The 24,136-nt window shown below is 68.3% G+C and carries 13 protein-coding genes; 7 read left to right on the top strand and 6 right to left on the bottom strand.

Annotated features, from left to right (window positions below):
* The first annotated feature begins 96 nt into the window (after positions 1-96).
* From MJO58_RS12510 to MJO58_RS12500, 3 genes are read left to right on the top strand one after another with little or no spacing between them, the layout of a single operon-like run.
* Positions 97-861, top strand: a complete 765-nt coding sequence (locus tag MJO58_RS12510; protein ID WP_090608930.1) for an ABC transporter ATP-binding protein — start codon at positions 97-99, stop codon at positions 859-861.
* Entirely contained in the window at positions 795-1,613 is an 819-nt protein-coding gene (locus MJO58_RS12505) for an ABC transporter permease (RefSeq protein WP_090601759.1), read from the top strand. Before MJO58_RS12510 ends, MJO58_RS12505 begins: the two co-directional genes overlap by 67 nt.
* Position 1,614: 1 nt before the next feature.
* On the top strand, positions 1,615-2,238 hold the full coding sequence (locus MJO58_RS12500) for a TetR/AcrR family transcriptional regulator (protein ID WP_090601758.1): 624 nt from the start codon (positions 1,615-1,617) through the stop codon (positions 2,236-2,238).
* Here MJO58_RS12500 and MJO58_RS12495 read toward each other — a convergent pair.
* Both MJO58_RS12495 and MJO58_RS12490 read right to left on the bottom strand, forming a co-directional pair.
* Positions 2,204-2,431 carry a Trm112 family protein gene (locus tag MJO58_RS12495; protein WP_239722993.1) on the bottom strand — a complete coding sequence of 76 codons (228 nt, stop codon included), beginning with the start codon at positions 2,429-2,431 and terminating at the stop codon, positions 2,204-2,206. The two genes, MJO58_RS12500 and MJO58_RS12495, sit on opposite strands and share 35 nt — an antisense overlap.
* Positions 2,424-5,417, bottom strand: a complete 2,994-nt coding sequence (locus tag MJO58_RS12490) for an acyl-CoA synthetase (protein WP_239723256.1) — start codon at positions 5,415-5,417, stop codon at positions 2,424-2,426. The genes MJO58_RS12495 and MJO58_RS12490 overlap by 8 nt, the downstream gene beginning before the upstream one ends.
* Positions 5,418-5,750: 333 nt before the next feature.
* On the opposite strand from MJO58_RS12490, the gene MJO58_RS28725 reads away from it, so the two are divergent.
* Together MJO58_RS28725 and MJO58_RS12480 are read left to right on the top strand one after the other, a co-directional pair.
* Positions 5,751-8,078, top strand: a complete 2,328-nt coding sequence (locus tag MJO58_RS28725) for an EspK C-terminal domain-containing protein (RefSeq protein ID WP_276553212.1) — start codon at positions 5,751-5,753, stop codon at positions 8,076-8,078.
* 246 nt (positions 8,079-8,324) lie between these two features.
* Positions 8,325-10,196 (top strand): PPE domain-containing protein, encoded by a 1,872-nt coding sequence (locus MJO58_RS12480; RefSeq protein WP_239722992.1) that lies wholly within the window; start codon positions 8,325-8,327, stop codon positions 10,194-10,196.
* Positions 10,197-10,199: 3 nt separating this feature from the next.
* Here the strand turns inward: MJO58_RS12480 and MJO58_RS12475 are convergent, their stop codons facing one another.
* Positions 10,200-10,370, bottom strand: coding sequence for a hypothetical protein (locus MJO58_RS12475; protein ID WP_239722991.1), 171 nt, complete (start codon positions 10,368-10,370; stop codon positions 10,200-10,202).
* Between the two features lie 41 nt (positions 10,371-10,411).
* Here MJO58_RS12475 and MJO58_RS12470 point away from each other — a divergent pair, with 41 nt between their 5' ends.
* On the top strand, positions 10,412-12,178 hold the full coding sequence (locus tag MJO58_RS12470) for an ABC-F family ATP-binding cassette domain-containing protein (RefSeq protein WP_239722990.1): 1,767 nt from the start codon (positions 10,412-10,414) through the stop codon (positions 12,176-12,178).
* Between the two features lie 20 nt (positions 12,179-12,198).
* Complete coding sequence (locus tag MJO58_RS12465) at positions 12,199-13,482, top strand: cytochrome P450 (protein ID WP_239723255.1); 1,284 nt, start codon at positions 12,199-12,201, stop codon at positions 13,480-13,482.
* Here MJO58_RS12465 and MJO58_RS12460 read toward each other — a convergent pair.
* The 3 genes from MJO58_RS12460 to MJO58_RS12450 all read right to left on the bottom strand — a co-directional run bounded on the left by MJO58_RS12460 (position 13,465) and on the right by MJO58_RS12450 (position 24,136).
* Positions 13,465-14,535: a type III polyketide synthase gene (locus MJO58_RS12460; protein WP_239722989.1), complete on the bottom strand. Its 1,071-nt coding sequence runs from the start codon at positions 14,533-14,535 to the stop codon at positions 13,465-13,467. The two genes, MJO58_RS12465 and MJO58_RS12460, sit on opposite strands and share 18 nt — an antisense overlap.
* 146 nt (positions 14,536-14,681) lie before the next feature.
* A complete protein-coding gene (locus MJO58_RS12455) occupies positions 14,682-17,753 on the bottom strand; it encodes a type I polyketide synthase (RefSeq protein ID WP_239722988.1) in 3,072 nt (1,023 codons plus the stop codon).
* Positions 17,753-24,136, bottom strand: coding sequence for a type I polyketide synthase (locus MJO58_RS12450; protein WP_239722987.1), 6,384 nt, complete (start codon positions 24,134-24,136; stop codon positions 17,753-17,755). The genes MJO58_RS12455 and MJO58_RS12450 overlap by 1 nt, the downstream gene beginning before the upstream one ends.

The raw sequence follows: 24,136 nt of genomic DNA, 5'->3' as shown, positions 1-24,136 counted from the left end.
TGATATCGCTTCTGAAAAGTGTCTCGTGGTCACCTGGCGGTGGCGAAGAACATACAGACCCTTGACACCCTCGCCCCGCCGGCGGATATTCATCACATGATGATTTCATCTCGTGATGAATTAATCCCCAGCGGCGGCGAAGTCGCCGTCGATATCGACCGGCTCCGCGTCATCCGCGGCAAACGCCCAGCTCTGCACGACTTTTCGGTGCAGATCGGGAAGGGCAGCATCACCGGCCTGCTCGGCCCGTCCGGCTGCGGCAAGACCACGCTGATCCGGAGCATCGTCGGCACGCAGAACGTGACGTCGGGAACCGTGACGGTGCTCGGCAGACCCGCCGGCTCCGCCGAGCTGCGCCGCCGCGTCGGCTACCTGCCCCAAGACCCGACCATCTACAACGACCTGCGGATCGTCGACAACGTCCGCTACTTCGCGTCGCTGTACGGCTTCGACGGCCAGGCCGCCGACCACGCAATCGAGCGGGTCGGGCTGACCGATCACCGGACCGCGTTCTGCGCCAACCTCTCCGGCGGCCAGCGCACCCGGGTGTCGCTGGCCTGCGCACTGGTCTGCCAGCCGGAGCTACTGGTGCTCGACGAGCCCACGGTCGGGCTCGACCCCGTGCTGCGCGCCGACCTCTGGGATCAGTTCAACGACCTCGCCCACGCCGGCACCACCCTGCTGGTCTCGAGTCACGTGATGGACGAGGCCGATCACTGCAAAGACCTATTGCTGATGCGCGACGGGAACTTGGTCGCCCACACCACGCCGACCCAACTACGAGAGGACACCGGATGCACGTCACTGGAGGACGCGTTTCTGTCCATCATCAAGCGCAACATCATGCGCGAAGCCGGTTAGGGCTCAAGGGGTATACGGCCACCACCACGCGGATACTGCGTCAGCTGGCCTCCGATCACCGCAGTGTCGCGATGATCCTCGCGGTCCCGGTTCTGGTTATCACGTTGATGTACTTCATGTTTCACAATGCCCGCCACTTGCCGGGCACGCCGGCGCCGTTCAACAACGCCTGCCTGATCCTGCTGGGCCTCTTCCCGCTGTTCGTGATGTTCATCATCACCGCGATCACCATGCAGCGCGAACGGGCCTCGGGGACGCTGGAGCGCATTCTGACCACTCCCCTGCGCCGGCTCGACCTGCTGATCGCCTACGGAACCGCCTTCTCGATCGCCGCGGCGGCGCAGGCGACGGTGGCGTGCACCGTGTCTTTCTGGTTCCTCGGCTTCGACACCAAGGGCAGCTGGGTGTGGGTATTCGTGATCGCGATCGTCAATGCGGTGCTCGGCGTCGGGCTGGGTCTGCTGTGTAGTGCGTTCGCCCGCACCGAGTTTCAGGCAGTGCAGTTCATCCCGCTGGTGATGGTGCCGCAACTGCTGCTGGCCGGCATCATCGTGCCCCGAGCGCTGATGCCAGACTGGCTGCAATGGATCAGCAATGTCATGCCGGCCAGCTACGCGCTGGAAGCCCTGCAACAGGTCAATGCCCATACCGAACTGACCGGCATCGCGGTGCGCGACATCGCCGTGGTGGCGGGTTCTGCGTTCGCGGCGTTGTGCCTGGCCGCGGCGACACTGCGGCGCCGAACGCCATAACGTGACGGCCGCCAAGACCGGGCGCCGGCGGCCCGGCCGCCCGGCCGGAAACTCCGACACCCGCGAGCGCATTCTCACCAGCGCACGAGAACTATTCGCCCGCAACGGCATTGACCGCACCTCGATACGGGCGGTGGCCGCGGGAGCCGGCGTGGATTCCGCGTTGGTGCATCACTACTTCGGGACCAAACAGCAGCTGTTCGCCGCGGCGATACATCTGCCGATCGATCCCATGACGGTGCTTGGGCCGATACGCGAGACGCCGGTCGGAGAACTCGGGCTGCGGCTCCCGTCGCTGCTGTTGCACCTCTGGGACTCCGAGCTGGGGGCCGGCTTGATCGCGACCATGCGGTCGTTGCTGTCCGGTGCCGAAGTGAGCTTGGTGCGCTCCTTTTTCCAAGAGGTGATCATCACCGAAGTGGGGCCGCGCGTCGACAATCCACCGGGTACCGGCCGCATCCGCATCCAGTTCGCCGCGTCGCAGTTGATGGGCGTGGTAATGGCCCGCTACATCCTCGAATTGGAGCCGTTCGCGTCGCTGCCGGCCGAACAGATCGCGCGCACCATCGCACCGAACCTGCAGCGCTACCTCACCGGGGAGTTGCCGGACGGCCTCGTTCCATGAGACGGGCGTGCTCGTCGTCGTCGACATCGCGTGCCTCGTCGATCAACAGCACCGGGATGCCGTCCTCGATGCGGTAGGCGCGACGCAGCCGCGGGTTGTAGAGCAGTTCGTCGCCGTCTTCTTGGGACACCAGCAGCAGCGGACCGCGGTCCTGCGGACAGACCAGAATGCTCAGCAGCGTGTCGTCAACCATCGGTGCCCTTATCGTCGGTGCCCTTGTAGGTAGCGCTCAGCTCGGCCCGCACCGCCGGCGTCAGCTTGCGGTACTGCTCGCTGGTGGCATCGAAATACCAGGCATGCCGACCGGATTTGGGAATCCCGGCCGCGCGCAGGGCGCTGACGGTGGGACGGTAGGTCGCGCTCAACGTCATCTCCGGCACCACGCAAACGATGTCGGGCCCCAGCCCGACCGGCATGGCGGCGAAAGCTTCGGTCAAATCCGCCGCGGTGATGGTGGCCCCGGGCAACAACGTCACCGCCGACACCGCCACCTCGAGGTTGCCGAACGGCACGTTGTAGGTCACCGCGAGATCCACGCCGTTGATCAGGCCGAGCGCGTCGGTGACCGGCTCGGGGTAGACCAGCCCGCGCGCGGTGTGCACCACCGAGCCGCGCCGGCCCATCAGCCAGTAGTCGCCGTCCTCGTCGCGGCGGAACAGGTACTCGGTGGAGATCCAGGTGTCGGCGGGCGCGAAAACGCCCCGCTTGACCCACGCCGTCGGATCGATCGGCCCGTTGGAAGCCGCGAGCAGCACCCCGACCTGGTTGACGTCGGCGATCTGAACGAACCCCCGCTCGTCTTCCAGGATCAGATCGTGCTCGGCGTCGTAGGCACCGAGTTCTGCTCGGCCGGCGCCCGGCAGCGGCCGGCCCTTACAGCCGATCTTGGCGCCGGACACGTTGGCCAGCACCGCCTGTCCGTCCGTGGTGGCGAAGAACTCGACGACTTGCGCGGGCGCGAACGCGTCGACGACCCGATCCCACAATCCGGTCGGCATACCCGAACCGATGAACAGCCGAACGGGGTGGTTGCCGTGCAGCACAAAGGCGGGATCGTCGACGATGTCGCGCAGCATCGCCCAGGTGTAGGACACCACGGTGACGCCGTATTGCCGTATCTCGTGGACGAAGCGGTCCGAGTTCAGCCCGCGCGACAACGCGATGCGGGTACCGCCGACGACCGCGCCGGCCAGGGCGACCAACAGGGCGGACTCGTGATGCAGCGGCGTCAGGCAATATACGGTGTCGCGGCGGTCCAGGCCGGCCGCCGAAGCGGTCCCGAACGCGGACACCGCCCACCGGTAGTTGGTGATCTGCTTGGCCACCAGCTCGCCGCCGACCGCGCTGAACGCGATGAACGCCAGATCCCGGGCCAGTCCCGGGTTGGGCCGGTACCAGGCGGGCAGCTCGACGGCATCCGGGTCGATCTGCTCCATGTCGATGACCGGGTTTTGCTTGGAGCCGTCTTCGGGCAGGTGCAGGGTGCGCGCCTCACCGCCGCCGAGCACCAGCACCTGGCCCGGCCAATCGCGGACGGCCTCGAGGTTGGTGGGGTCGGTCATGATCTCGCTGACCCGCCCGAGCCGGACGGACGCGGTCAGATCGGCGTCCGGGCGCATCACCACCGCGACGGCACCGAGCCGGGACAGTGCGGCGATTGCGACCAGCGCGCTGGGCCGCGTCTCCATCAGCACGCCGACCCGGTCGCCCTGCCGCACGCCGACCTGAATCAGGCCGCGGACAACGTTGTTGATGCGGCGGTCGACCGCCTCATAGGTGTGCACGCGACCGTCGAAAAGCAGGAACTCGCCTCGCGGCGCGTTGCGCGCCTGCTCGGTGATGATGCGGCCCAACGAGATTCGGGTGTGGTCGTTGATCTGCCCCAGCCGGGCCAGCCGGGGCAGCGTACGTGCGGTCTCGACGGCCAGGGTCCGGATGGATTTGTTGGCCGCGACCACGGCGCCGGTGGCGCCGCGCACCAGCTCGATCGCCGCCTCCGACGCCTCGCCGATGCCATGCGTGAGCCGCGAACTCAGCGCGACGCCGCTGTCGGTGTGCTCTTCGGGCTGATCGGCCATCAGGTCGATGTTGTCGGGCTTGTCGCCACCGGTGGAGAGCCATTCGATCCACGCGGCGACGGTGGGCCAACCCTGTTCTGCCGCTTTGGATCCGACGACCAGGCCGAAATGACCGGTGCGGATGCGCGCTTCGTAGACCTCGGCGTCGGGTGCCGCGCGGCGGATACCGCGCACCGACGCCGGCTGGCCGATGTCATCGACCTCGCCGACGAAGGCCAGCACCGGGCAGGTGATGTCGGTGAGCGTGACCATCTGGCCGTTGACGGCGAAACCGCCGGTCATCATTCGGTTGTGCGCGATGAACTGCTTGAGCAGTTCCGAGATCGCCGGACCGGACCAGGCGATCCACCCCTCGCGCTCGAGGAATCGGCGCTGTTGTTCGCGGGGCAGCAGCGCCTCGCGGTCGTGCAGCTGGCGCACGAAGTCGACGCGCGCCTTCGCGGTCTTCAGCGGATCCAGCATCTGGAAGCCGGCCCGCGCCATCCAGCCGGGGATGGCCAGCCGGCTGAAGACGTGATCGGCCATGAAGTTGGCCACGGGCGGGGCGAAGTTTGCCGGGATGCCCATCGGCAACGCGGCCAGGGTGTCCACCGGCGATCCGAAGGTCACGATGCTGGCCAGCGCTTTGGAACGGCGGTAGGCGGCGACCTGATAGCACCACATCCCGCCCTGCGAATACCCGACCAGATGGACATCGGCGCCGGTGGCTTCGCGGACCGTATCGATCGCCTGGCTGAGCGCGACGATGTGGTCGGCCAGGTTGCGGCGCATGCCGCCCTCGACCTTGTCCGGTGAACCGAAGTCGATGACCCAGCAGTCCAGCCCGTGCGAGTGCAGGATGCCGACCGCACCGTCTTGGCGGGTCACGTCCCACATGTCCGCCGACATCATCATCGGGTGCACCATCAGCACCGGCGGGCCCACGGGACGCTGCCCGGGGCGATTGTCGGGCGGAAAGTAGCGCCGCAGCTTGTACATCGGCACGCTCTCGACGATCTGCGACGGCGACGCAACGGTGCCGGTCTCGAGGCCCCCCAGCCGCAAGACCTCCAGGCCGTTCTGGGCCGTCGCGACCAGTCGTTCCACCGGCCGCGTGATCATCGACAAGTTCAGATCCACCGCTGCTCCCCACTCTCGACAGCTGAGACATCATGGCACATCGCTGTCCTTAGCGGTTCTGGTCAGGCTGTTTGCCCGCGCGGCGTTGTCGACGGCCGCACGCGAGGCTGCATGGTTACGCGTTTACGCCCGTCCGGCCAACGCCGTCGAAACATCTCAAGCCGCGGGTCGGGTAGCTGTTAGGCTCCCGACGGCTCGGCGTTGGGTCTGCTCGCTGTTGTGGGTCGGTCACGATCGTGGTGCAATCGATGTAGTTCGCCCTGGGGGGTATCGAATGCGTTGCTACGCAAGGATTTTGGGCAAGGATTTTGGGCAATGCCTGAACACCTGATCGTCGACCCGTTCCATCTCGAGCTCGCCGGCGCCACCTTACAGAGCCAGGTGCTGCCGCAGCCGCCGCCGCCGTGGGCAGCGACCGGCGCGGATCCGGTGTCGGAAGCGATCAACGTGACGATGCCGATGATCGAGGCGCCGGTGACGGAAGGGTTGCCCGCCGCCCAAGCCGCCATCACGGCGACCGGATCAAAGATCGCTGCCGCCGCTCGCAGGTACGCCGAAACCGACCGGAAGCTGGGCGATCAACTCGACCAGGCTCAGTTCACCGGCAACAGGGACAAGGCCGCAACGCCACCGCCCAGGGTCGCGTCTTCAGCAGTGCAGGCACCGGTGCCGGGCGGCGGTCCGCAGGTGTCGTCGGCGCCACCTCCAGCGCCGGAGCAGCTTGGGCACTCCACGGGGCCGGCGGCGAGCGGTCCCAGTGCGCCGGACCCCGGCTTCGCCGGTGGCGCGGCACCGCTGAATCCGGAGGCGCCGGAGGATGCCTTCAATCCTGGACCGTCGGCAGGCCCGGCCGGTCCGGATGCCGGCGACGGCGTCGACTCCGGGGCGTGGGGCGCTCCCGCCGACCCGGACGCGTCAGACGGCGCGGTGAAGCCCGCGTCGGTGGACACGTCGACGGATGCAGGTGACGCGCCGACCGATCAGGACGTGTCCGGCGACCCGCAAAACCCCGCTGATCAGGCAATTCCGGGCGGTGCGGGAGCCGACGAAGGCCCGGGCGCCGACGAAGGCCCGGGCGCCGACGATGGTCCCGCAACGGCGGATGGACCGGTAACGGCGAATGGCCCGGGAACACCGACTGAGTCGGGCATGCAAAACGGGCCGGGGCCCGCAACGGCCGACGGTTCGAAACCACCGGGCGATCCACGAATCGCCCCGGATCCGGCAACGCAAAAGGATCGACCGGCGTCGACTCCGCCGCGGGGCGCGGGCGGTCGAGGTCTGTTTTCGGTTTCGCAAGCAGGTGGCGGCGCAGGCGGCCGCGGAATCCCGCAGTCACTCGCGGGGTCGTCGAAGCCTCCCATCGCACCCCTGCGACCGGCGGCGGGGCACCCGGCGCCGGCACACCACCCACCGGTGGCGCCCCCGCCGGCCCACGACCGGCCGGTTCGACCGATGCCGGTCGAGACGCCCGCCGCGCACACCCCGTTGAGTCCGGCGGCTCCGGCGGCTCCGCTGGGTCCGACGGCCCCTCCGACACCGCACGGTCCGGCAGCGCCGGCCATGCCCCAGCCGCCGCCACCGTCGGCGGCCCCGGATGCCGGTGGCGGCGCAACAGGTCCCGCGGTCGCGCCGACCGGCACGCCGTCGCAGGCGCCCGGCACCTCCCCCGTCGCCGCCGATCCGGCCCCGGACTCCGGATCCAAGCCGGCAAGCGGCTCGACCGCCACAACACCGGTGCCCCGCACCCGGGACGCCGTCATGGCCTCGATCCCGGTATCAGCGGCGCGGGCCGAACGCGATGCCGTCGCCGAAGCCGCCACCGCGGACGCAGCGCGGCGCGACGGGGTCGATCCGCTGCTGCTGGCCCGGCGCATCGCCGCCGCCTTGAACGTGCCGGGCGGCGACGACGACGAGGGTGATTTCGGCTTCTTCTGGGTGACCGCGGTGACGACCGACGGCGCGATTGTGTTGGCCAACAGCTACGGCATCGCGTATATCCCCGACGGAGTGCGATTGCCCGAACCGGTGTACCTGGCCAGCGCTGACGACGAGATCCCGGTCGCCGACCGGGCGAGCTGGGCGACCTACCCGGTGATCGCGGTGCAGGGCTGGGCGCAGCACCACGGGTACGAGCTGCGGGCGGTCATCGCCACCGAGGAGCAGTTGGCCGATTCCGCACCAGGGGTGGAGAAGTTCGTGCTGCAGCCGGACGACATCCCGGATAGCGGGGAGATGGTCGGCCGGTCCCGGTTGGAGGTGGTCGATCCGCAGGCGGCCGAATGGCTGGCGACCGTCCCCGATGAGAGCTTGCGCGACCGGTTGCCGCCCCCGCCCGCGGCCAGCACTGAGCCGGCCGAAGAAGGCATGTTGTGGTTCGAAGTCATGGAACCGATGTTCAGCACCGATACCGGCCGAGAGGACGCACACCTGCGGGCGTTTCACGCCTACGCATCCGCGGCCGAACAGCTTGCGCTTCGGGCCGCACACCGTCGGGTCGACGCGGAAACCCGACGTGCGGCGATCGCCGACTGGCTGTATTGGACACACCTCACCGCGCTGCACGACACCGCACTGGCAGACCCGGCTTATCGGCGGCGTACCGCCGACCTCTATGGCGAATCCGCGGCAGTCCCTGATTAACCTTTTCTACATCGCGTGTTCAATCAATTCGCCAGTGCGACTGCAGCATTGGCGCGCCCGCCGAAACTGCGTGATATCACGCCGAAAAGCCGAATGTCGATTAGGCTCCCAGGCGTCGGGTTTGTCTGGGCAGACAATTCAGCCCGGCGCAATACGGATCGCCTCGTTGCAACACTCCCATGTGCTCACCACGTCAATTCGCAGCGGTGTCAGCACGCCGATTGGTAGCAGCAGAACAGGATTGGGATGGTGAAACTACCACCGTCGTCACGCGGACTGCCGGCGATCAGTGTCCAGCAACCGAGCGTGCCGAGTGTCGTCAAGCCCCCGGAACGCCCACCATCGACGCTCAGTGTCGAGCCGCAGGAGCTGATCGACAGGGCCAAAGACCTGGCTGAGGCCATGCCGCAATGGCCCGACGACGCACCCACAGCTCCATGCGAGCTCGCGATGGTCTTCAACGCGGCCACCGTGCTGCAGCGATCCGCCCACAACGTGTCGATGGCCCTCAAGACAGGCGAAGAGCGGTGGCGGCGTCTGGCAGAGTTGCTAGTCCATGCCGCCATAAAATACGACGGCGTCGACTCGGAGGCCGCGAACAAACTGACGTCGGCCATGCCGGCTTTCTCGGCCACGCTGCGGCGCCCGTCCGCGTACCAACTCCGGCCCGACGCCGTCGGCTCGTATGTCCCCCCGCCCACCAGCCCGTCGTGGTTGGGAGACGGGACCAGAGCGTTGGTGCTGCAGGCGGACAACGTGTTTCTGCGCGTCAGAGACGCGGCGAAACAAATCAATGCGGGCGATGCGCGCGCAACGGCGTTATTCCGATTTGCCGACAACTGGGGTGCCTATGAGGGGAAACTGCGGGACGCCGCGCTGCGGTTCCGGCCCTTCGAGTCCTGGCGCGGGGCGGCGGTTACCCAGGTCGAGAAGCAGTTCGAGCTGCACCGGGTGTGGCTGAACCAGATGGCGGCCAACTGCGCGCTGCTGAGCCAACAGGCGCGGGCGCTCGCCTCAGCACATTGTGTCGCGGTCGTTCAACACCCCCGTCCGGAACAAGTGGAACCCCTGCACACCAAGTTGACTTCGAAGAGAATCTCCAGCCGCGACTACGAGGCCTATAAGCGGCTGCAGAAGATGTCCGAAGACGTGCGGGTCGAATACCGCAAACAAGCTGGTTTGCCGTGGTCGGTGATCAATCTTTCGATGCCGCCCGATCGAGCGGACGCCGATCTCCTCAAGACGCCCGAAGAGAAGGCACAGGAGATAGCGGATCGGTCACAGCAACGGGCTATGCAGCCCATGCAAGCGATGCTGAAAGCGCAGAAAGAGGAGGCGGAGAAGGGACGAGAGGAAGCGCGCAAAGCACGGCAGGAAGCACAGGAAGAGGCGCGAAAAGCGCGCGAAGAGGCGCAGGACATCGCGCGGCAGGCGCAAAAGCAAGCGCAGGAACAGCAGAAGGCGGCGACCGCGAACTTCGCCAAATCCATGAGCGCCCAGCAGGCCGCCCTTGCCAAGTCGGCAGGCGCCGGCATGCCGAAGCTGCCGCTACCGTCCCCGTCGAAGCTGATGGGCGCCGCGGGCCAGTTCGCGAACATGGCAAAAGGCGTGGGCCCCAAGCCTGCTGCGGCGGGCCCCACGCCGGGCGCGCCGTTGATCCCACCGCTGCCCCCGGGTGGGCACCCACCGCATCTGGCCCCGGCCGCTTCGGCGGGCGCTGGCGCCGGAATACCGTTGGGCGGCAGTGGAATCGGCACGCCGCCACGGTTGCAGCCACCGTTGCAACCGCCGAACGCGGCACAACCGCCTACGGGGCTGCAGATGCCGAAGGGGCAGATCGCGATGGATCCCGAGTCGGTGGCGCGGTCGGCGGCCGGATCCGGTCTGCACGGTGCGAGCTCGGGCACGCCGGGGACCGCCGGAGCAATGGGAGGCGGGGCGGCGATGGGCGGGCTCGGCGCCGGTCAGAATAAAGCGGGCGGCACGGCCAAGCGCGTGCAGCCGGACGACGCCGCTGTCTACACCGAGGAGCGGCCGTGGACCGAGGGTGTCATTGGTCGTCGCCCGCGCAAGGTCGATCCCGCTCCACCTGCGCCTCCCGCCGACGGAGCTAAGTGAAGGTCAATCGGTGTCGACGTAGCGGGTGGCGAACACGTGCGCTTGTGCCGCGTCGGCCTGGTCGGATGTCGGCAATTCCGCGGCCCCTACGATGAGTTCGTCGTCTAGTTTCATCTGCACGACGCCGCCGTCCGGGAGGGCGGCGACCGAGACGGATCCGGAAGGATTGGTCACCTGGGCCAGTCCGGGGTCGACGTCTTGCTAGCCTCGGCCCGGTGGCGCACCTTCTGGGGGCCGAGGCCGTTCACCTCGAATACCCGACTCAAGTGGTATTCGATTCGATCTCGCTCGGGGTCAATGACGGCGCGCGCATCGGCATCGTCGGTCGCAACGGCGACGGCAAGTCCAGCCTGCTGCGCCTGCTGAGCGGTCAGCTGCCGCCCAACTCCGGGCGGGTCACCCAACGCAGCGGATTGCGGGTCGGCACGCTGAGCCAGGCCGACACCCTGGACCCGCAACACACCGTCGGCTGGACGCTGGTTGGCGATCAACCCGAGCATCAGTGGGCCGGCGACCCGCGCATCCGCGATGTGGTCGGCGGTCTGGTAGCCGATATCGCTTGGGATGCAATGATTTCCACGCTCAGCGGTGGGCAACGGCGACGAGTGCAGCTGGCCAGGCTGCTGATCGGCGAGTGGGACGTTATCGCCCTCGACGAGCCGACCAACCACCTCGATATCGAGGGCATCACCTGGCTGGCCGGCCACCTCCAACAGCGCTGGGCGCGCAACACCGGCGGGCTGCTGGTGGTGACGCACGACCGATGGTTTCTCGATGAGGTCGCCACCACGACCTGGGAGGTGCACGACGGGATCGTCGAACCCTTCGAGGGCGGCTACGCGGCGTACGTGCTGCAGCGCGTCGAACGGGACCGGCAGGCCGCCGCGGTGGAGGCCAAGCGGCAGAACCTGATGCGCAAGGAGCTGGCCTGGCTGCGCCGCGGCCCGCCGGCGCGGACCTCCAAGCCGAAGTTCCGGATCGACGCCGCCAACCAGCTGATCGCCGACGTGCCGCCGCTGCGCAACACCGTCGAGCTGGCCAAGCTGGCGACGGCCCGGCTAGGCAAGGACGTGATCGACCTGCTCGACGTCTCCGTTTCATTCGGCGGGCGTCCGGTGCTGCGCGATGTCGAATGGCGGATCGCGCCTGGTGAACGGACCGGCATCGTCGGCGCCAACGGCGCGGGCAAGTCCACGCTGCTGGGGTTGATCGCCGGCACCATCGCGCCGGACACCGGGCGCGTGAAGCGCGGCAAGACCGTTGCGCTGGCGGTGCTCGATCAACAAGGCGATCGGCTAGCCGACCTTGCCGACGACCGGATCGCCGACGTGCTGGGCCGGCTGCGCGGAGGGTACGAGGTCGAGGGCCGCGAGGTCACCCCGGCCCAGCTGCTGGAGCGACTCGGCTTCACCGAGCTCTCCGCGCGAGTCGGCGAGCTGTCCGGCGGGCAGCGTCGGCGCCTGCAGCTGATGCTGACCTTGCTGTCCGAGCCGAACGTCCTGCTCCTCGACGAGCCCACCAACGACGTCGACACCGACATGCTCACGGCCACCGAGGATTTGCTCGACTCCTGGCCCGGCACCCTGATCGTCGTCTCGCACGACCGCTATCTGCTGGAACGCATCACCGATCAGCAGTACGCGATTCTCGACGGCCGGCTGCGCCACCTGCCGGGCGGCGTCGACGAATACCTGCGGTTGACTGCGGATTCCGCGCCTGGGGCGCACCCGCCGCGGGCGACCCCCGACACCGCGGCGATGAGCGGCGCGCAACGTCGCGCCGCCGAGAAGGAGCTGGCCTCGGTCGACCGCCAGCTGGCCCGGCTGGCCGACCGGATTACGGCCAAACACGTCGAACTCGCCGACCACGACCAGTCCGACCACGTCGGCATCACCCGGCTGACGAGCGAGCTGCGGGCCCTGGAAGACGAAGTCGCCACGCTGGAAAGTCGCTGGCTGGAGCTCTCGGAAATGGTCGAATAGTCACTATGAGCAAGCCACCGATCCGCTACCTGCCCGGCGAAGGGTTGCTCGCCCTATACCGGCTGCGGGGCCCGGTGATCAATTCCGGCGTCGGCCGGCACGGCTACACCTATCTGCTCGGCCCCGAGGCCAACAAATTCGTGTTCGCCAACGCCGACGCGTTCAGCTGGGCGCGGACGTTCGAGAACCTCGCATGGGTCGACGGGCCCACCGCGCTGATCGTCAGTGACGGGGACGATCACCGCCGTCGCCGCAGCGTGGTGGCCCCGGGGCTGCGCCACCGGCAGATCCAGGACTACGTGCAGACCATGGTGTCCAATATCGACGCCACGATCGACGGCTGGCGGCGGGGGCAACGGCTGGACATCTACCAGCAGTGCCGCGGCGCGGTGCGGCGCAGCACCGCGGAGAGCCTGTTCGGCTCACGCTTGGCGGCGCACTCCGACTTCCTCGGTGAGCAACTCCAGCCGCTGCTGGACCTGACCCACCAGCTGCCCCAGGTCGTGGCGCTGCAGCGGCGTCTCAACTCCCGCGGATGGCGGCGAGCGATGGCTGCCCGCCAGCGCCTCAACGACTTCATCGACAGCCTGATCGCCGACGCCCGCACCGCGCCCAGACCCGACGACCACCTGCTAACCATGTTGATCAACGGTCGCGGCGATGAGGGATATGCATTGAGCAACAACGAGATTCGCGACTCGATCATTTCGCTGATCACCGCCGGCTACGAGACCACCAGCGGCGCGCTGGCCTGGGCGATCTACACGCTGCTGACCCTGCCGGGCGCCTGGGACAACGCCGCCGACGAGGTTCGCCGGGTGCTCGGCGACGAGCCGCCCAGCGCCGCCAACCTCGGCGCGCTGACCTACCTCAACGGCGTGGTCCACGAGACGCTTCGGCTGTACTCGCCCGCGGTGATCTCCGCCCGCCGCGTGATGCGCGACCTCAGCTTCGACGGACACCGGATCCGCGCGGGTCGATTGCTGATCTTCAGCGCCTACGTCACCCATCGGCTGCCCGAGGTGTGGCCGGATCCGCGCGAGTTCCGGCCCCGACGGTGGGACCCGGATTCTCCCGATTACCGCAAGCCCGCACCGCACGAGTTCATTCCGTTCAGCGGCGGGCTGCACCGCTGCATCGGGGCGGCGATGGCGACGACCGAGATGACGACCATGCTTGCCCGGCTGGTGGCCCGAACCACCCTGCGGTTGCCCGCTCAGCGAATCCGGGCGGCCAACCTCGCCGCGCTCAGTCCCACCCCGGGGCTGGTCGTCGAAATCGCCGACTCAGTGCCAGCGCAGTAGCACGAGCTCGGAGGAGAATCCGGGGCCCATCGCGACGATCAGGCCCGGGCTGCCGCCGGCCGGCGGCTTGGCGATGGTGTCACGCAGGACGTGCAGCACCGACGCCGACGACAGGTTGGCGATCTCGCCCAGTGAGCGCCAGGTCAACTCGAGCGCCTCGGGGGGCAGCTCGAGGCTCTTGCCGATCGCATCGATCACCTTGGGACCACCGGGGTGGGCCACCCACGCCTCGATGTCGCCCCTGGTCAGGCTGTGTCCGCTGAGGAATCGGTCGACGTCGCCGGCCAGGTGCCGCTCGACGATCGTCGCCAGCTCCGGGGAGAACACCGGCTGCAGGCCGGCGGGGCCGACGTTCCACGCCATGATGTGCAGTGAGTCGGGGTAGAGGCGGCTGCGGGAATCCACGATGTCGGGGCCGCTGGCACGCAGCCGCTGGTCTTGTTCGGCGCGACGATCGCCGACGGCCACCACGGCGGCCGCCCCGTCGCCGAACATTGCGGTGGAGACCAGCCCCGATACCGTCGGCTTGACGGTCGGGAAAGTCAGCGAGCACAGCTCAACGGACACCAGCACCGCGACGCCGTCCGCCGCACCCTTCAGATAGCTGTGCAGGAAGGCCACCCCTGCCGCGCCGCCGGCGCAGCCCAGACCGAACAGCGGAATCCGGCGAACATCCGGGCGCAGGCCGATCCGCCCGGCGATGCGGGCATCCAGCGACGGCACCGCGACGCCGGTGACGGTCGTGGTGGCGATCACGTCGACGTCGTGGGGTTGCAGTCCCGCCTCGTCGAGAGCACCCAGCAAGGCCTCGCACCCGAGGTTGACGGCGTTTTCGATGAAGATTTCGTTCGTTTCGGTGAAATCGGTCAGCGACAGATACTGCTCCAGAGGCAGGACCAGGTGGCGGCTGTTGACCTTCGCCCCGGCATGCAGACGCCGGACGATCGCTTCGTGTTCCTGCAAGACCGGGAACTTGACGAATTGGTCGGTAATCTCGCCCTGGCTGTAACTGTGCGGTGGCACTGCACCGAACACACCTGCGATGACGCTCATACCTGACCTCTACCTAAAATGGTTCCCCCCATTGCACGGAAGTTTATGCGGTCTGGTTCAGGGCCGCAAAGATACGGCTATTCAACATGTGTCGGATATCACTCACGGAAAGGGACGTGTAATCAGGCTTGCCAGCGTGGATTTCGTCACTCGACATCATCCGCTTTGTCGGACTCCAGCGCCATAGCGATCAACGCATCGGGGCTCAACGAATCGATGGTGTCACTGCTGACACCGGGTTCGGCACCTGCCAGCTCCGACTCGCCCGCGAGCAGCAAGAGCTTGTCGAGCAAGCCGGTTCGCCGAAGTTCGCGTAGCGGAATTTTTTTCAGCGCCTGCCACGTCTTCTCGTCGTCGGAATCTGCGCGTTCGTCGTGCAGCAGCTGATGACGCAGTTGTTCGGCCAGCGCCGACGGGGTGGGGAAGTCGAAGATCAGCGTGCGCGATAAGGCCAAGCCGGTAGCGGCTTTCAGCCGGTTGCGCAGTTCGACGCCGGACAGCGATTCAAAACCGATGTCGGAAAAGGCGCGCTCGACCTCGATGTCACGACCGCTCGCGTGCCCCAGCACCGTTGCCGCGTGAGCGCGCACCAGTTCCACCAACTGCCGGTGTTGGTCCTCGGGGGCCAGTGCTCGCAACTGCTCGGCCAGATCCGCCGCCCGGTCGATCAACGGCGCCGGCGCGTCCGCGCGGGCGCCCAACCAAAACCGTTGCCGGGCAAAGCCATACGTCGGCAGCTCGACACGACGTCCACCCAGGCCGTTCACCATCGACGGCCAATCAACGGCTGCGCCGTGGACGAAGAGTTGCCCAGCCGCGCTCATCAGCGCCTCGATTTCGGGCTCTTCCTTGACCAGCGTGGCCACCGCGGCGGCATGCTCGTTGTTCAGCGACTGCTCCACCGCCGCGCTCAGGCCGGCTGCGGGACCCACCTCGACAAAAACGTTGGCCCCCAACGATTCCGCCAAGCGGACGCCGTCGACGAAGCGTACCGGCCGGCGCACATGTTCGACCCAGTATTCCGCCGTTGCATAGTCGGCGCCGGCTAATTCGCCAGTCACGTTGGACACCAAGCCAATCCGCGGCTCGTCGGCTTTGACGTCAGCTATCAGGCGGGCAAATTCGTCAATCATGGGTTCTACCAGGGCCGAATGAAACGCATGCGACACCGCGAGGCGGTGTACCCGCACCCCCTGCTGCGCCAACCGGTCGGCCACCGCGGCCACCGGGGCCTCGGCGCCCGAAAGCACCACGGAGTTTTGGGCATTGACCGCCGCGATGGCCACGCCGTCGGTGAGCAACGGCGTTACGGCGTCCTCGCTGGCGGCCACGGCGATCATCACGCCGCCGGCCGGCAGCGCCGCCATCAAGCGGCCCCGCGCCGCGACGAGCCGCGCGGCGTCGTCGAGCGTCAGCACGCCCGCGATGTGTGCGGCGGTGATCTCCCCCACCGAATGACCCATCACCAGATCGGGTTCGATTCCCCAGCTTTGCAGCAGTGCTGCCACTGCCACCTCGGTGGCGAACAGCGCCGGCTGTGCATATTCGGTATTCGCCAACAACTCTGCGTCGACGCCCCAGATCACCTCGCGCAATCCCGAACGCAGCGCGACATCCAACGCTTCGACGGCGTCGTCGAATGCCAAGGCGAACACCGGAAAGCGCCCGTAGAGCTGGCGGCCCATTCCCAGCCATTGCGAACCTTGGCCGGGAAATACGAACGCGGTCTTGCCGCCCGCTCGAGCGCGGCCGGCTACCGCCCCCCGGTCTCCGTTGGCCAACCGTGTCAAGCCCGCGCTGAGGGTCAGACGATCACTGCCCACCAGCACCGCCCGGTGTTCGAAGGCCGACCGCGTGGTGGCCAGCGACCACGCCACATCCGTCACGGTCGCAACGTCGTCGGACGTGAGGTGGGCGGCCAACCGCCCCGCCTGGTTGATCAGCGCCTGCTCCGAGCGCGCCGACAGCACCCACGGCAGCGGGGTGACTCGTTGTGGTTCGGCGACAACAGTTTCCGGCTGTGCGGGCGCCTGCTCGACGATCACATGCGCATTCGTCCCGCCCATTCCGAACGACGACACGCCGGCCCGGCGCGGCCGGTCCCGGATCGGCCACGCTGCCAGTGCGGTATTCACCTGCAGCCCATGGCTTCTCAGATCGTTGCCGACCGCGTTTGGGTCGTAGTTGAGACTTGGTGGAATCACCGCGTTTTCGACGGCCAGTATCGCTTTGAGCAAGCCCGCGATTCCGGCCGCACTGCCGGTGTGGCCGATGTTGGTTTTCACCGAGCCCACCCGTACCGGGTTCTGTTGGCGCGCAGCGAAGATCTCACCCAGTGCCCGCGCCTCGACCGGGTCGCCGACTTCGGTTCCGGTGCCGTGCGCCTCGACATAGTCGATGTCGTCGGCGCCCAGCCCGGCGCGGGCGAGCGCCCGCCGGATGACGTCGGCTTGCCCGGGGACCGACGGCACGGTCTGGCCGGCGGAGCTGTGGCCGGCATTGCCGACCGCACTGGCGCGGATGACGGCGCGGATTCTGTTTCCGTCCGTCAGGGCGGCGACCAACGGCTTCAACAGCACCATGCCGGCACCCTCGGACCGCACATAGCCATCCGCGCGTCCGTCGAAAGCATAGGTGTGACCGGAAGTCGACATCGCGCCGAATTCCGTTTCGAGCATCGCGGTTTCGTCGGCCAGGTTGAGGTGGATCCCACCGGCTATCGCCAGCGCCGACTCGCCCGCGCGCAGGCTTTCGCAGGCCAGGTGCACCGCGACCAGCGAGGACGATTGACCGGAATCGACGATCATGCTGGTCCCCCGCAAGCCGAGCGCGTAGGAGATCCGGTTGGCGATCATGGCGCGCGTAACCCCGCCGAAGGAGTGATGGTCGAGATTGTCCGCGCCGTCGCGAAGCGTCAGCACGGCGTAGTCGTCGGTCATCGCCCCGAGGTAGATCGAAACCTGTTCGCCGCGCAGGGTTTCCGGTATCAGAAAGGCGTCTTCGAAGAGTTCCCAGGCGAGTTCGAGTGCAATCCGCTGACGTGGATCCATCGCGCTGGCCTCGCGGGGCGACAGGTTGAAGAAGTCGGCGTCGAACTCCGCGATGTCACCGGGTAGCCGGGTGTCCTCCAACCCGTCGCGAACGAGCTCCCAAAAGCCCCGCGGGCCGGCGGCACCGGGCAATCTGCAGGCGAGGCCGATGACTGCGACGTCGGACATCAGGGGCCGAGATCGTCATCGAGGATCGCGAAGAGTTCGCGTTCGGTGGCGGTGGTGATGTCTTCGTCGATGACCTGCGATTCGCTGGTCGTCAGCGGCGACGGGGATTCCAATTCGTTCACGATGGCCTGGATGCGGGCGGCCAAGCGGGTTTTTTCGTCCGGCGTCCAATTGGGTTGGTCGACCAGTGTTTGCAACTCGCGGGCGATGTCATTGAAGCGTGCGAAACGCGCCAGCTGGTCCGATGCGGCCGCCGGCGCACCGGTGGTCACCGAGTCGAGCTGTTCGTCGATGTGTGCGGCGAGGGCCGCGGGTGTGGGGAAGTCGAAGATCAGGCTTGGGGAAAGGGTAAGCCCGGTAGCCATTTTGATGCGGTTGCGCAGTTCCACCGCGGTCAGCGAGTCGAACCCGAGGTCCTGGAACGGCAGCTGGGCCTCGATGTCGGCGTTGGACCTGCCCAGAACGGTAGCGGCGTTGGTGCACACCAGTTCCACCAACTGGTGGTGACGCTGCTCGGGGCTGAGTCCCTGCAGCCGGGTGGCCAGCCCCGACGTCGACACCGCTGCGTCGGCATCGCTGATCAGTCGCCGACCCGGCCGCCTGACCAGGTCACGCAGCACCGGCGGAACGGCACCGCCCGCGCCCAGCCCCGCCGAGTCGATGCGGGCGGCCACCAGCAGCGGGCGGTCGGCGAGCATGGCCTCGTCGAATACCTGGAGTGCGTGCGGAGTGGACAGCGGCGCCAACCCGGCCCGGCTCATCCGGGCCTTGTCGCGCTCGCTGAGGTGTTGGGTCATGCCGCTGGCCTGTTCCCACAGTCCCCAGGCGATCGACAATCCGGCCAGACCGTGCGCTCGCCGGTAGGTGGCAAGGCCGTCGAGGAAGCTGTTGGCCGCCGCATAGTTGCCCTGTCCCGGGGAGCCCACAATGCCGGCCATCGACGAGAACATCACGAACGCCGACAAATCCATTTCGCGGGTGAGCTCGTGCAGGTTCCAGGCACCGTCGACCTTGCTCCGCAAAACCGTGTCCACTCGGCCCGGCGTCAGCGACGCGATCAACCCGTCGTCGATCACTCCGGCCGCGTGGAACACGCCCTTGAGCGGATACTGCGTGGGCAGTCGAGTAAGCAGCCCCGCCAACGCATCTCGATCGGCGACATCGCAGGCCACCACCGACACCTCGGCCCCGGCGGCTTTGAGCTGATCCACCAGCTCCGGCACGCCCTCGCCGTGGGCGCCGCTGCGGCTGACCAACATCGCGTGAGCCACGCCGTAGCGCGCCACCAGGTGTGCGGCCACCGCCGAACCGGCCATCCCGGTGCCCCCGGTGATCAGCACGCTGCCCCCGGCCAGCCCGCCGGTCGAGCTCGCCAGCACCGGATCGTCCGGACCATCCGGCAGGGTCAGCACCACCTTGCCGATCTGGCGGGCCTGGCTGACGAACCGATACGCCGACGAGGCGCAGCGCACGTCGAATGTCTTGACCGGCAACGGCTTCAGCACGCCGGCCTCGAACAATGCGATCAGGTCGGACAGCATCGTGGCGATGTGGTCCGGGCCGGCCTCCATCAGGTCGAAGGCCCGGTACGTCACGGCCGGCGGCATCGACGCGGGGTCGCGAAGATCGGTCTTGCCCATCTCGATGAACCGCCCGCCCCCGACCAGCAATCGCAGCGAGGCATCCAGAAACTCGCCGGCCAGCGAGTTGAGCACCACATCGACCCCGGCCCCGCCGGTAGTCGCCAGGAACTTCTCCTCGAAATCCAGACTCCGGCTGTCGCCAATGTGATCGTCGTCAAAGCCCATCGCCCGCAACGTGTCCCACTTGCCCCGACTGGCGGTCGCGAATACCTCCGCACCCCAGTGCCGGGCCAGCTGCACCGCGGCCATCCCCACCCCGCCCGTGGCGGCGTGCACCAACACCTTCTCGCCGGCCTTGAGCCCCGCCAGCTCCGACAACCCGTACAGGGCGGTCAAGAACACCACCGGCACGCTCGCGGCCTGCGGCAGCGACCAGTCGTCCGGCACCGTCGTCACCAACCGGGCATCCACAATCGCTTCGGATCCAACGACTCCCAGCAAGCCGAGCACCGCATCGCCGACCGACAGCCCCTGGACCCCGGGCCCGACCTCGAGCACCACCCCGGCTCCCTCGGCGCCGAGCTCACCGCCACCGGGATACATCCCCAACGCCACCAACACATCCCGGAAGTTCACCCCGACCGCGGCCACCGCCACCCGCACCTGACCGGAAGCCAGCTCCGCCGGCGCGGCCGGAGCGACTACCACGTCTTCCAAGGTGCCGCCACCGCCGGCGGCCAGCCGCCAGCCGCCGGGCGGCAGCTCCAGCACGGCCCCTGCCCCGACGGCGACCAGCCGCGCCGCGTGCGCGACGCCGGACCGCACCACCAATTGCGGTTCACCGCAAGCGATCACCTCGGCAATGTCCAACGAACCGTCGTCCAGCGAACCGTCTGTATCGACCAGCACCACCCGGCCCGGCTGCTCAGCCTGCGCCGAACGCACCAACCCCCAGACCGCCGCACCCGCCAAATCCACCACATCCTCGCCGGCCAGCCCCACCGCACCACGAGTCAGCACCACCAACGGCCCCGCGTCGCCGCCGGCCAACCACGACTGCAACACACCCAACGCCTCGTGCGTGGCCGCATACACCGACTCCACCGTGACACCCGAACTCGGCTCCCACACCGTCAGGTTCTCGGTGGCAACCGCACCGGGCTCCAACGACACCGGGGTCCATGCGAGTTCGTACAGTCCGCCGCCGCCGCCGGCTGCAGCGGCTAGGGCGGCCGATAGCGCACCGATCGAAATCGGCCGAACCACCAGCTCTCGCACCGACAAGACCGGCAGACCCGTTCCGTCCGCCAGGTCCACGGACACCGCGCCGCTACCGGCCGGCGCAATGCGTACCCGGACCCGGGAGGCCCCGGCGGCATGCAAACACACGCCCTGCCAGGAGAACGGCAGCATCGTCGAATCGCCACCCTCAGCAATCCCCCAGGCGTGCAACGCGGCATCCAGCACGACGGGATGAATCCCGAAGCCGCCCATGGTCACGCCCTCGCCGGCACTCACTTCGGCAAAGACCTCGTGCCCGCGCCGCCACAGCGTTCGCAGACCGCGGAACGCCGGGCCGTAGTCGTAGCCGCGCGCCGCCAGGACCTCGTACACGTCGCCGGCCTCGACCACCGAAGCCCCGACCGGCGGCCACACCGACAAATCCGCCGCGGGTTCGGGCGCCGCGGCACTCAACGAGCCCTGGGCGTGTAGCACCCAGACCGAATCCGTGGCCGCACCACGCGAATACACCCACACGGCACGGGAGCCCGACTCCCCCGCCGCGTCGACAACGACCTGCACGCGCGCCGCGCCGCCCGGCGGCAACACCAACGGGGCCAGCAAGGTCAGCTCGTCGACCACCGAGCAGCCGACCTCGTCGCCGGCCCGCAACGCCAACTCCACGAACCCGGCGCCGGGGAACAACACCACGCCGTCGACGACGTGGTCGGCCAGCCAGGGCGATCCGCTTACCGACAACAGGCCGGTCAGTACCACACCGCCGGAGTCGGGTCGCTCCACCACCGCGCCCAGCAACGGATGCGCCGCCCGGGCCAAGCCGACACTGCTTACATTGCCCGATCCCACCGCTCCAAGGGGCAGCCAGAATCGTTGCCGGACAAAGCCATACGTGGGTAGGTCGACGCGGTGCCCGTTTCCTACCGCCGCGGCCCAGTCCACGGGGACGCCGATGGTGAACAACTGCCCGAGTGCCTTGAGTGCCGACTCCGCTTCGGGGCGGTCCTTGGCCACCGTGATCACCGATGTCGCCTGCTCGGTGGTCAACGACTGCTCGACGGCAGCGGTGAGACCGCGACCCGGACCGACCTCCACGAAAGCCCGGGCGCCCAACGACTCGGCAGCGCGCACCCCATCGGCGAAACGAACCGGCTGGCGCACATGCTCTACCCAGTACTCGGGCGATCCGTAGCCGGGCCCGGCCAGTTCGCCAGTCAGGTTGGACACCAAAGCTATTCGCGGCGGTGCGGCCGACACGCCGGCGACCAGCTGCGCGAACTCCCCGAGTATCGCCTCCATCAGCGCGGAGTGAAAGGCGTGCGAGACCGCCAGTCGATGTACCCGCCGGCCCCGGCGCGCGAGTTCGTCGGCCACCGCGGTGACCGCGGCCTCGGCACCGGAGATCACCACGGCGTTAGGGCCGTTGACCGCCGCGAGGTTCACCTCCGCACCCAGCAACGGCACGACTTCGGCTTCGCTGGCGGCAACCGCGACCATCGCACCCCCGGGCGGCAATGCCGCCATCAACCGCCCGCGGCCCGCAACGACTTTGGCCGCATCCGCGAGCGACAGCACGCCCGCCACGTAGGCCGCGGTGATCTCGCCGACGGAATGGCCGGTCACCACGTCGGGCAGCACGCCCCAATGCGCAAGCAACGCCGCGACCGCCACCTCGACGGCGAACAGCGCCGATTGCGCGAACTCGGTGCTCTGCAGCAGCTCCGCGTCCTCGCCCCAGATCACGTGCCGCAGTGGTAGCCGCAGCAGCGGATCCAGTGCGGCGACCGCCTCGTCGAATGCGCGGGCGAACTCCGGAAAGCGGTCGTAGAGCTGCTGGCCCATCCCCAGCCACTGCGACCCCTGGCCGGGAAACACGAACACGGTCTTGCCCGCCGAGCGGACCCGCCCAGCCGTGACGCCGGCACTCAGCTCACCGGCGGCCAACTCGCCCAAGCCGGCGATCAGCTGGTCCCGGTCCGCGCCGACCACCACGGCCCGATGGTCGAACACCGCGCGTGTCGTCACCAGGGACCACGCCACGTCCACCGGGCTCAGCTTCGCGTCCCCGGACACGCGGGCGAGCAACCGCTTGGCCTGATTGGCCAGGGCCTGCTCGGAGCGAGCCGACAGCACCCACGCCGTCTCGCGCGGATCCGGTTCAGCGACAACGTCTTCGGCGTCAGCCGCCGGCGGCTGCTCGATGATCACGTGCGCGTTAGTACCGCTGATCCCGAACGACGACACGCCGGCCCGGCGCGGCCCGTCGCCGCTGGGCCAGGCACGCGACTCGGTCAACAACGAAACCGCGCCCGACGACCAATCCACATGCGGCGAAGGCACATCCACGTGCAGGCTTTGCGGCAGCACACCGTGCTGGATCGCCTCGATCATCTTGATGACTCCGGCGACGCCCGCGGCGGCCGAGGTGTGACCGATGTTCGATTTGATCGACCCCAGCCACAGCGGACGGTCCGCCGGCCGATCCTGGCCATAGGTCGCCAACAACGCTTGCGCCTCAATCGGATCGCCCAGCACGGTTCCGGTGCCGTGGCCCTCGACGACATCGACGTCGGCCGCGGTCAGGCCGGCGCCGGCCAGCGCGGTGCGGATGACGCGTTGCTGGGAAGGCCCGTTCGGGGCGGTCAGCCCGTTGGACGCGCCATCCTGGTTGACGGCGGTCCCGCGCACGATCGCCAACACCGGGTGTCCCGCTCGGCGCGCGTCGGCCAACCGCTCCACCACCAGAACACCGGCGCCTTCCGACCAGGCGGTGCCGTCGGCGGCCCCGGCGTACACCTTGCAGCGGCCATCGGGGGCCAGCGCTCGCTGGCGGCTGAATTCGACGAAGGCGGCGGGTGTGGCCATGACCGTGACGCCGCCGATCAGGGCCAGATCGCATTCCCCCGAGCGCAACGACTGCGCGGCCAGGTGCAGCGCCACCAGCGACGACGAACACGCCGTATCCACCGACACGGCCGGGCCTTCCAGGCCCAGCACATACGACACCCGGCCCGAGGTCACGCTCAACGTCGAGCCGGTGAGCCCGTAGCCCTCCAGCTCGCCTTCCACCTGCCCGCCGTAGCCGGCATGGATCACACCGGCAAACACGCCCGTCGCCGACCCCCGCAACCCCAGCGGGTCAACTCCCGCGCGCTCCAACGCTTCCCACGAAAGCTCCAGCATCAAGCGCTGCTGCGGATCCATCGCCAGCGCCTCGCTCGGGCCGACCCCGAAGAACCCGGCATCGAAATCGCCGGCGTCGCCGAGAAATGATCCCTGCCGCACGTACATCTTGCCAGGGGCATCGGGGTCGGGATCGTACAACCCCGCCACGTCCCAGCCCCGGTCCGAAGGAAAATCCGACACGGCGTCACGGCCCTCAACCACCATGTCCCACAATGCTTCCGGCGAATCCACTCCACCCGGATACCGGCACGCCATCCCGACCACTGCCACCGGCTCGGACAGTTTGCCCTCGAGTTCGGCCACCCGGCGTCGCGTGCGCCGCAGATCTGCGGTCAGCCGCTTGAGGTAATCAAGATGTTTGTCGGTGTCCGACAC

Source organism: Mycobacterium lentiflavum, from assembly GCF_022374895.2.
GTDB lineage: Bacteria > Actinomycetota > Actinomycetes > Mycobacteriales > Mycobacteriaceae > Mycobacterium > Mycobacterium lentiflavum.
The sequence above is the reverse complement of the archived record's forward strand: the minus strand, read 5'-3'. Positions and strand labels throughout refer to the sequence as shown.

What these genes read in the sequence shown, in the direction of transcription:
- MJO58_RS12510 (WP_090608930.1), top strand. Translation starts at nt 97, where the DNA reads ATGATGATTTCATCTCGTGATGAATTAATCCCCAGCGGCGGCGAAGTC.
- MJO58_RS12505 (WP_090601759.1), top strand. Translation starts at nt 795, where the DNA reads ATGCACGTCACTGGAGGACGCGTTTCTGTCCATCATCAAGCGCAACAT.
- MJO58_RS12495 (WP_239722993.1), bottom strand. Translation starts at nt 2,431, where the DNA reads ATGGTTGACGACACGCTGCTGAGCATTCTGGTCTGTCCGCAGGACCGC.
- MJO58_RS12490 (WP_239723256.1), bottom strand. Translation starts at nt 5,417, where the DNA reads ATGATCACGCGGCCGGTGGAACGACTGGTCGCGACGGCCCAGAACGGC.
- MJO58_RS28725 (WP_276553212.1), top strand. Translation starts at nt 5,751, where the DNA reads ATGCCTGAACACCTGATCGTCGACCCGTTCCATCTCGAGCTCGCCGGC.
- MJO58_RS12480 (WP_239722992.1), top strand. Translation starts at nt 8,325, where the DNA reads ATGGTGAAACTACCACCGTCGTCACGCGGACTGCCGGCGATCAGTGTC.
- MJO58_RS12460 (WP_239722989.1), bottom strand. Translation starts at nt 14,535, where the DNA reads ATGAGCGTCATCGCAGGTGTGTTCGGTGCAGTGCCACCGCACAGTTAC.
- MJO58_RS12455 (WP_239722988.1), bottom strand. Translation starts at nt 17,753, where the DNA reads ATGTCCGACGTCGCAGTCATCGGCCTCGCCTGCAGATTGCCCGGTGCC.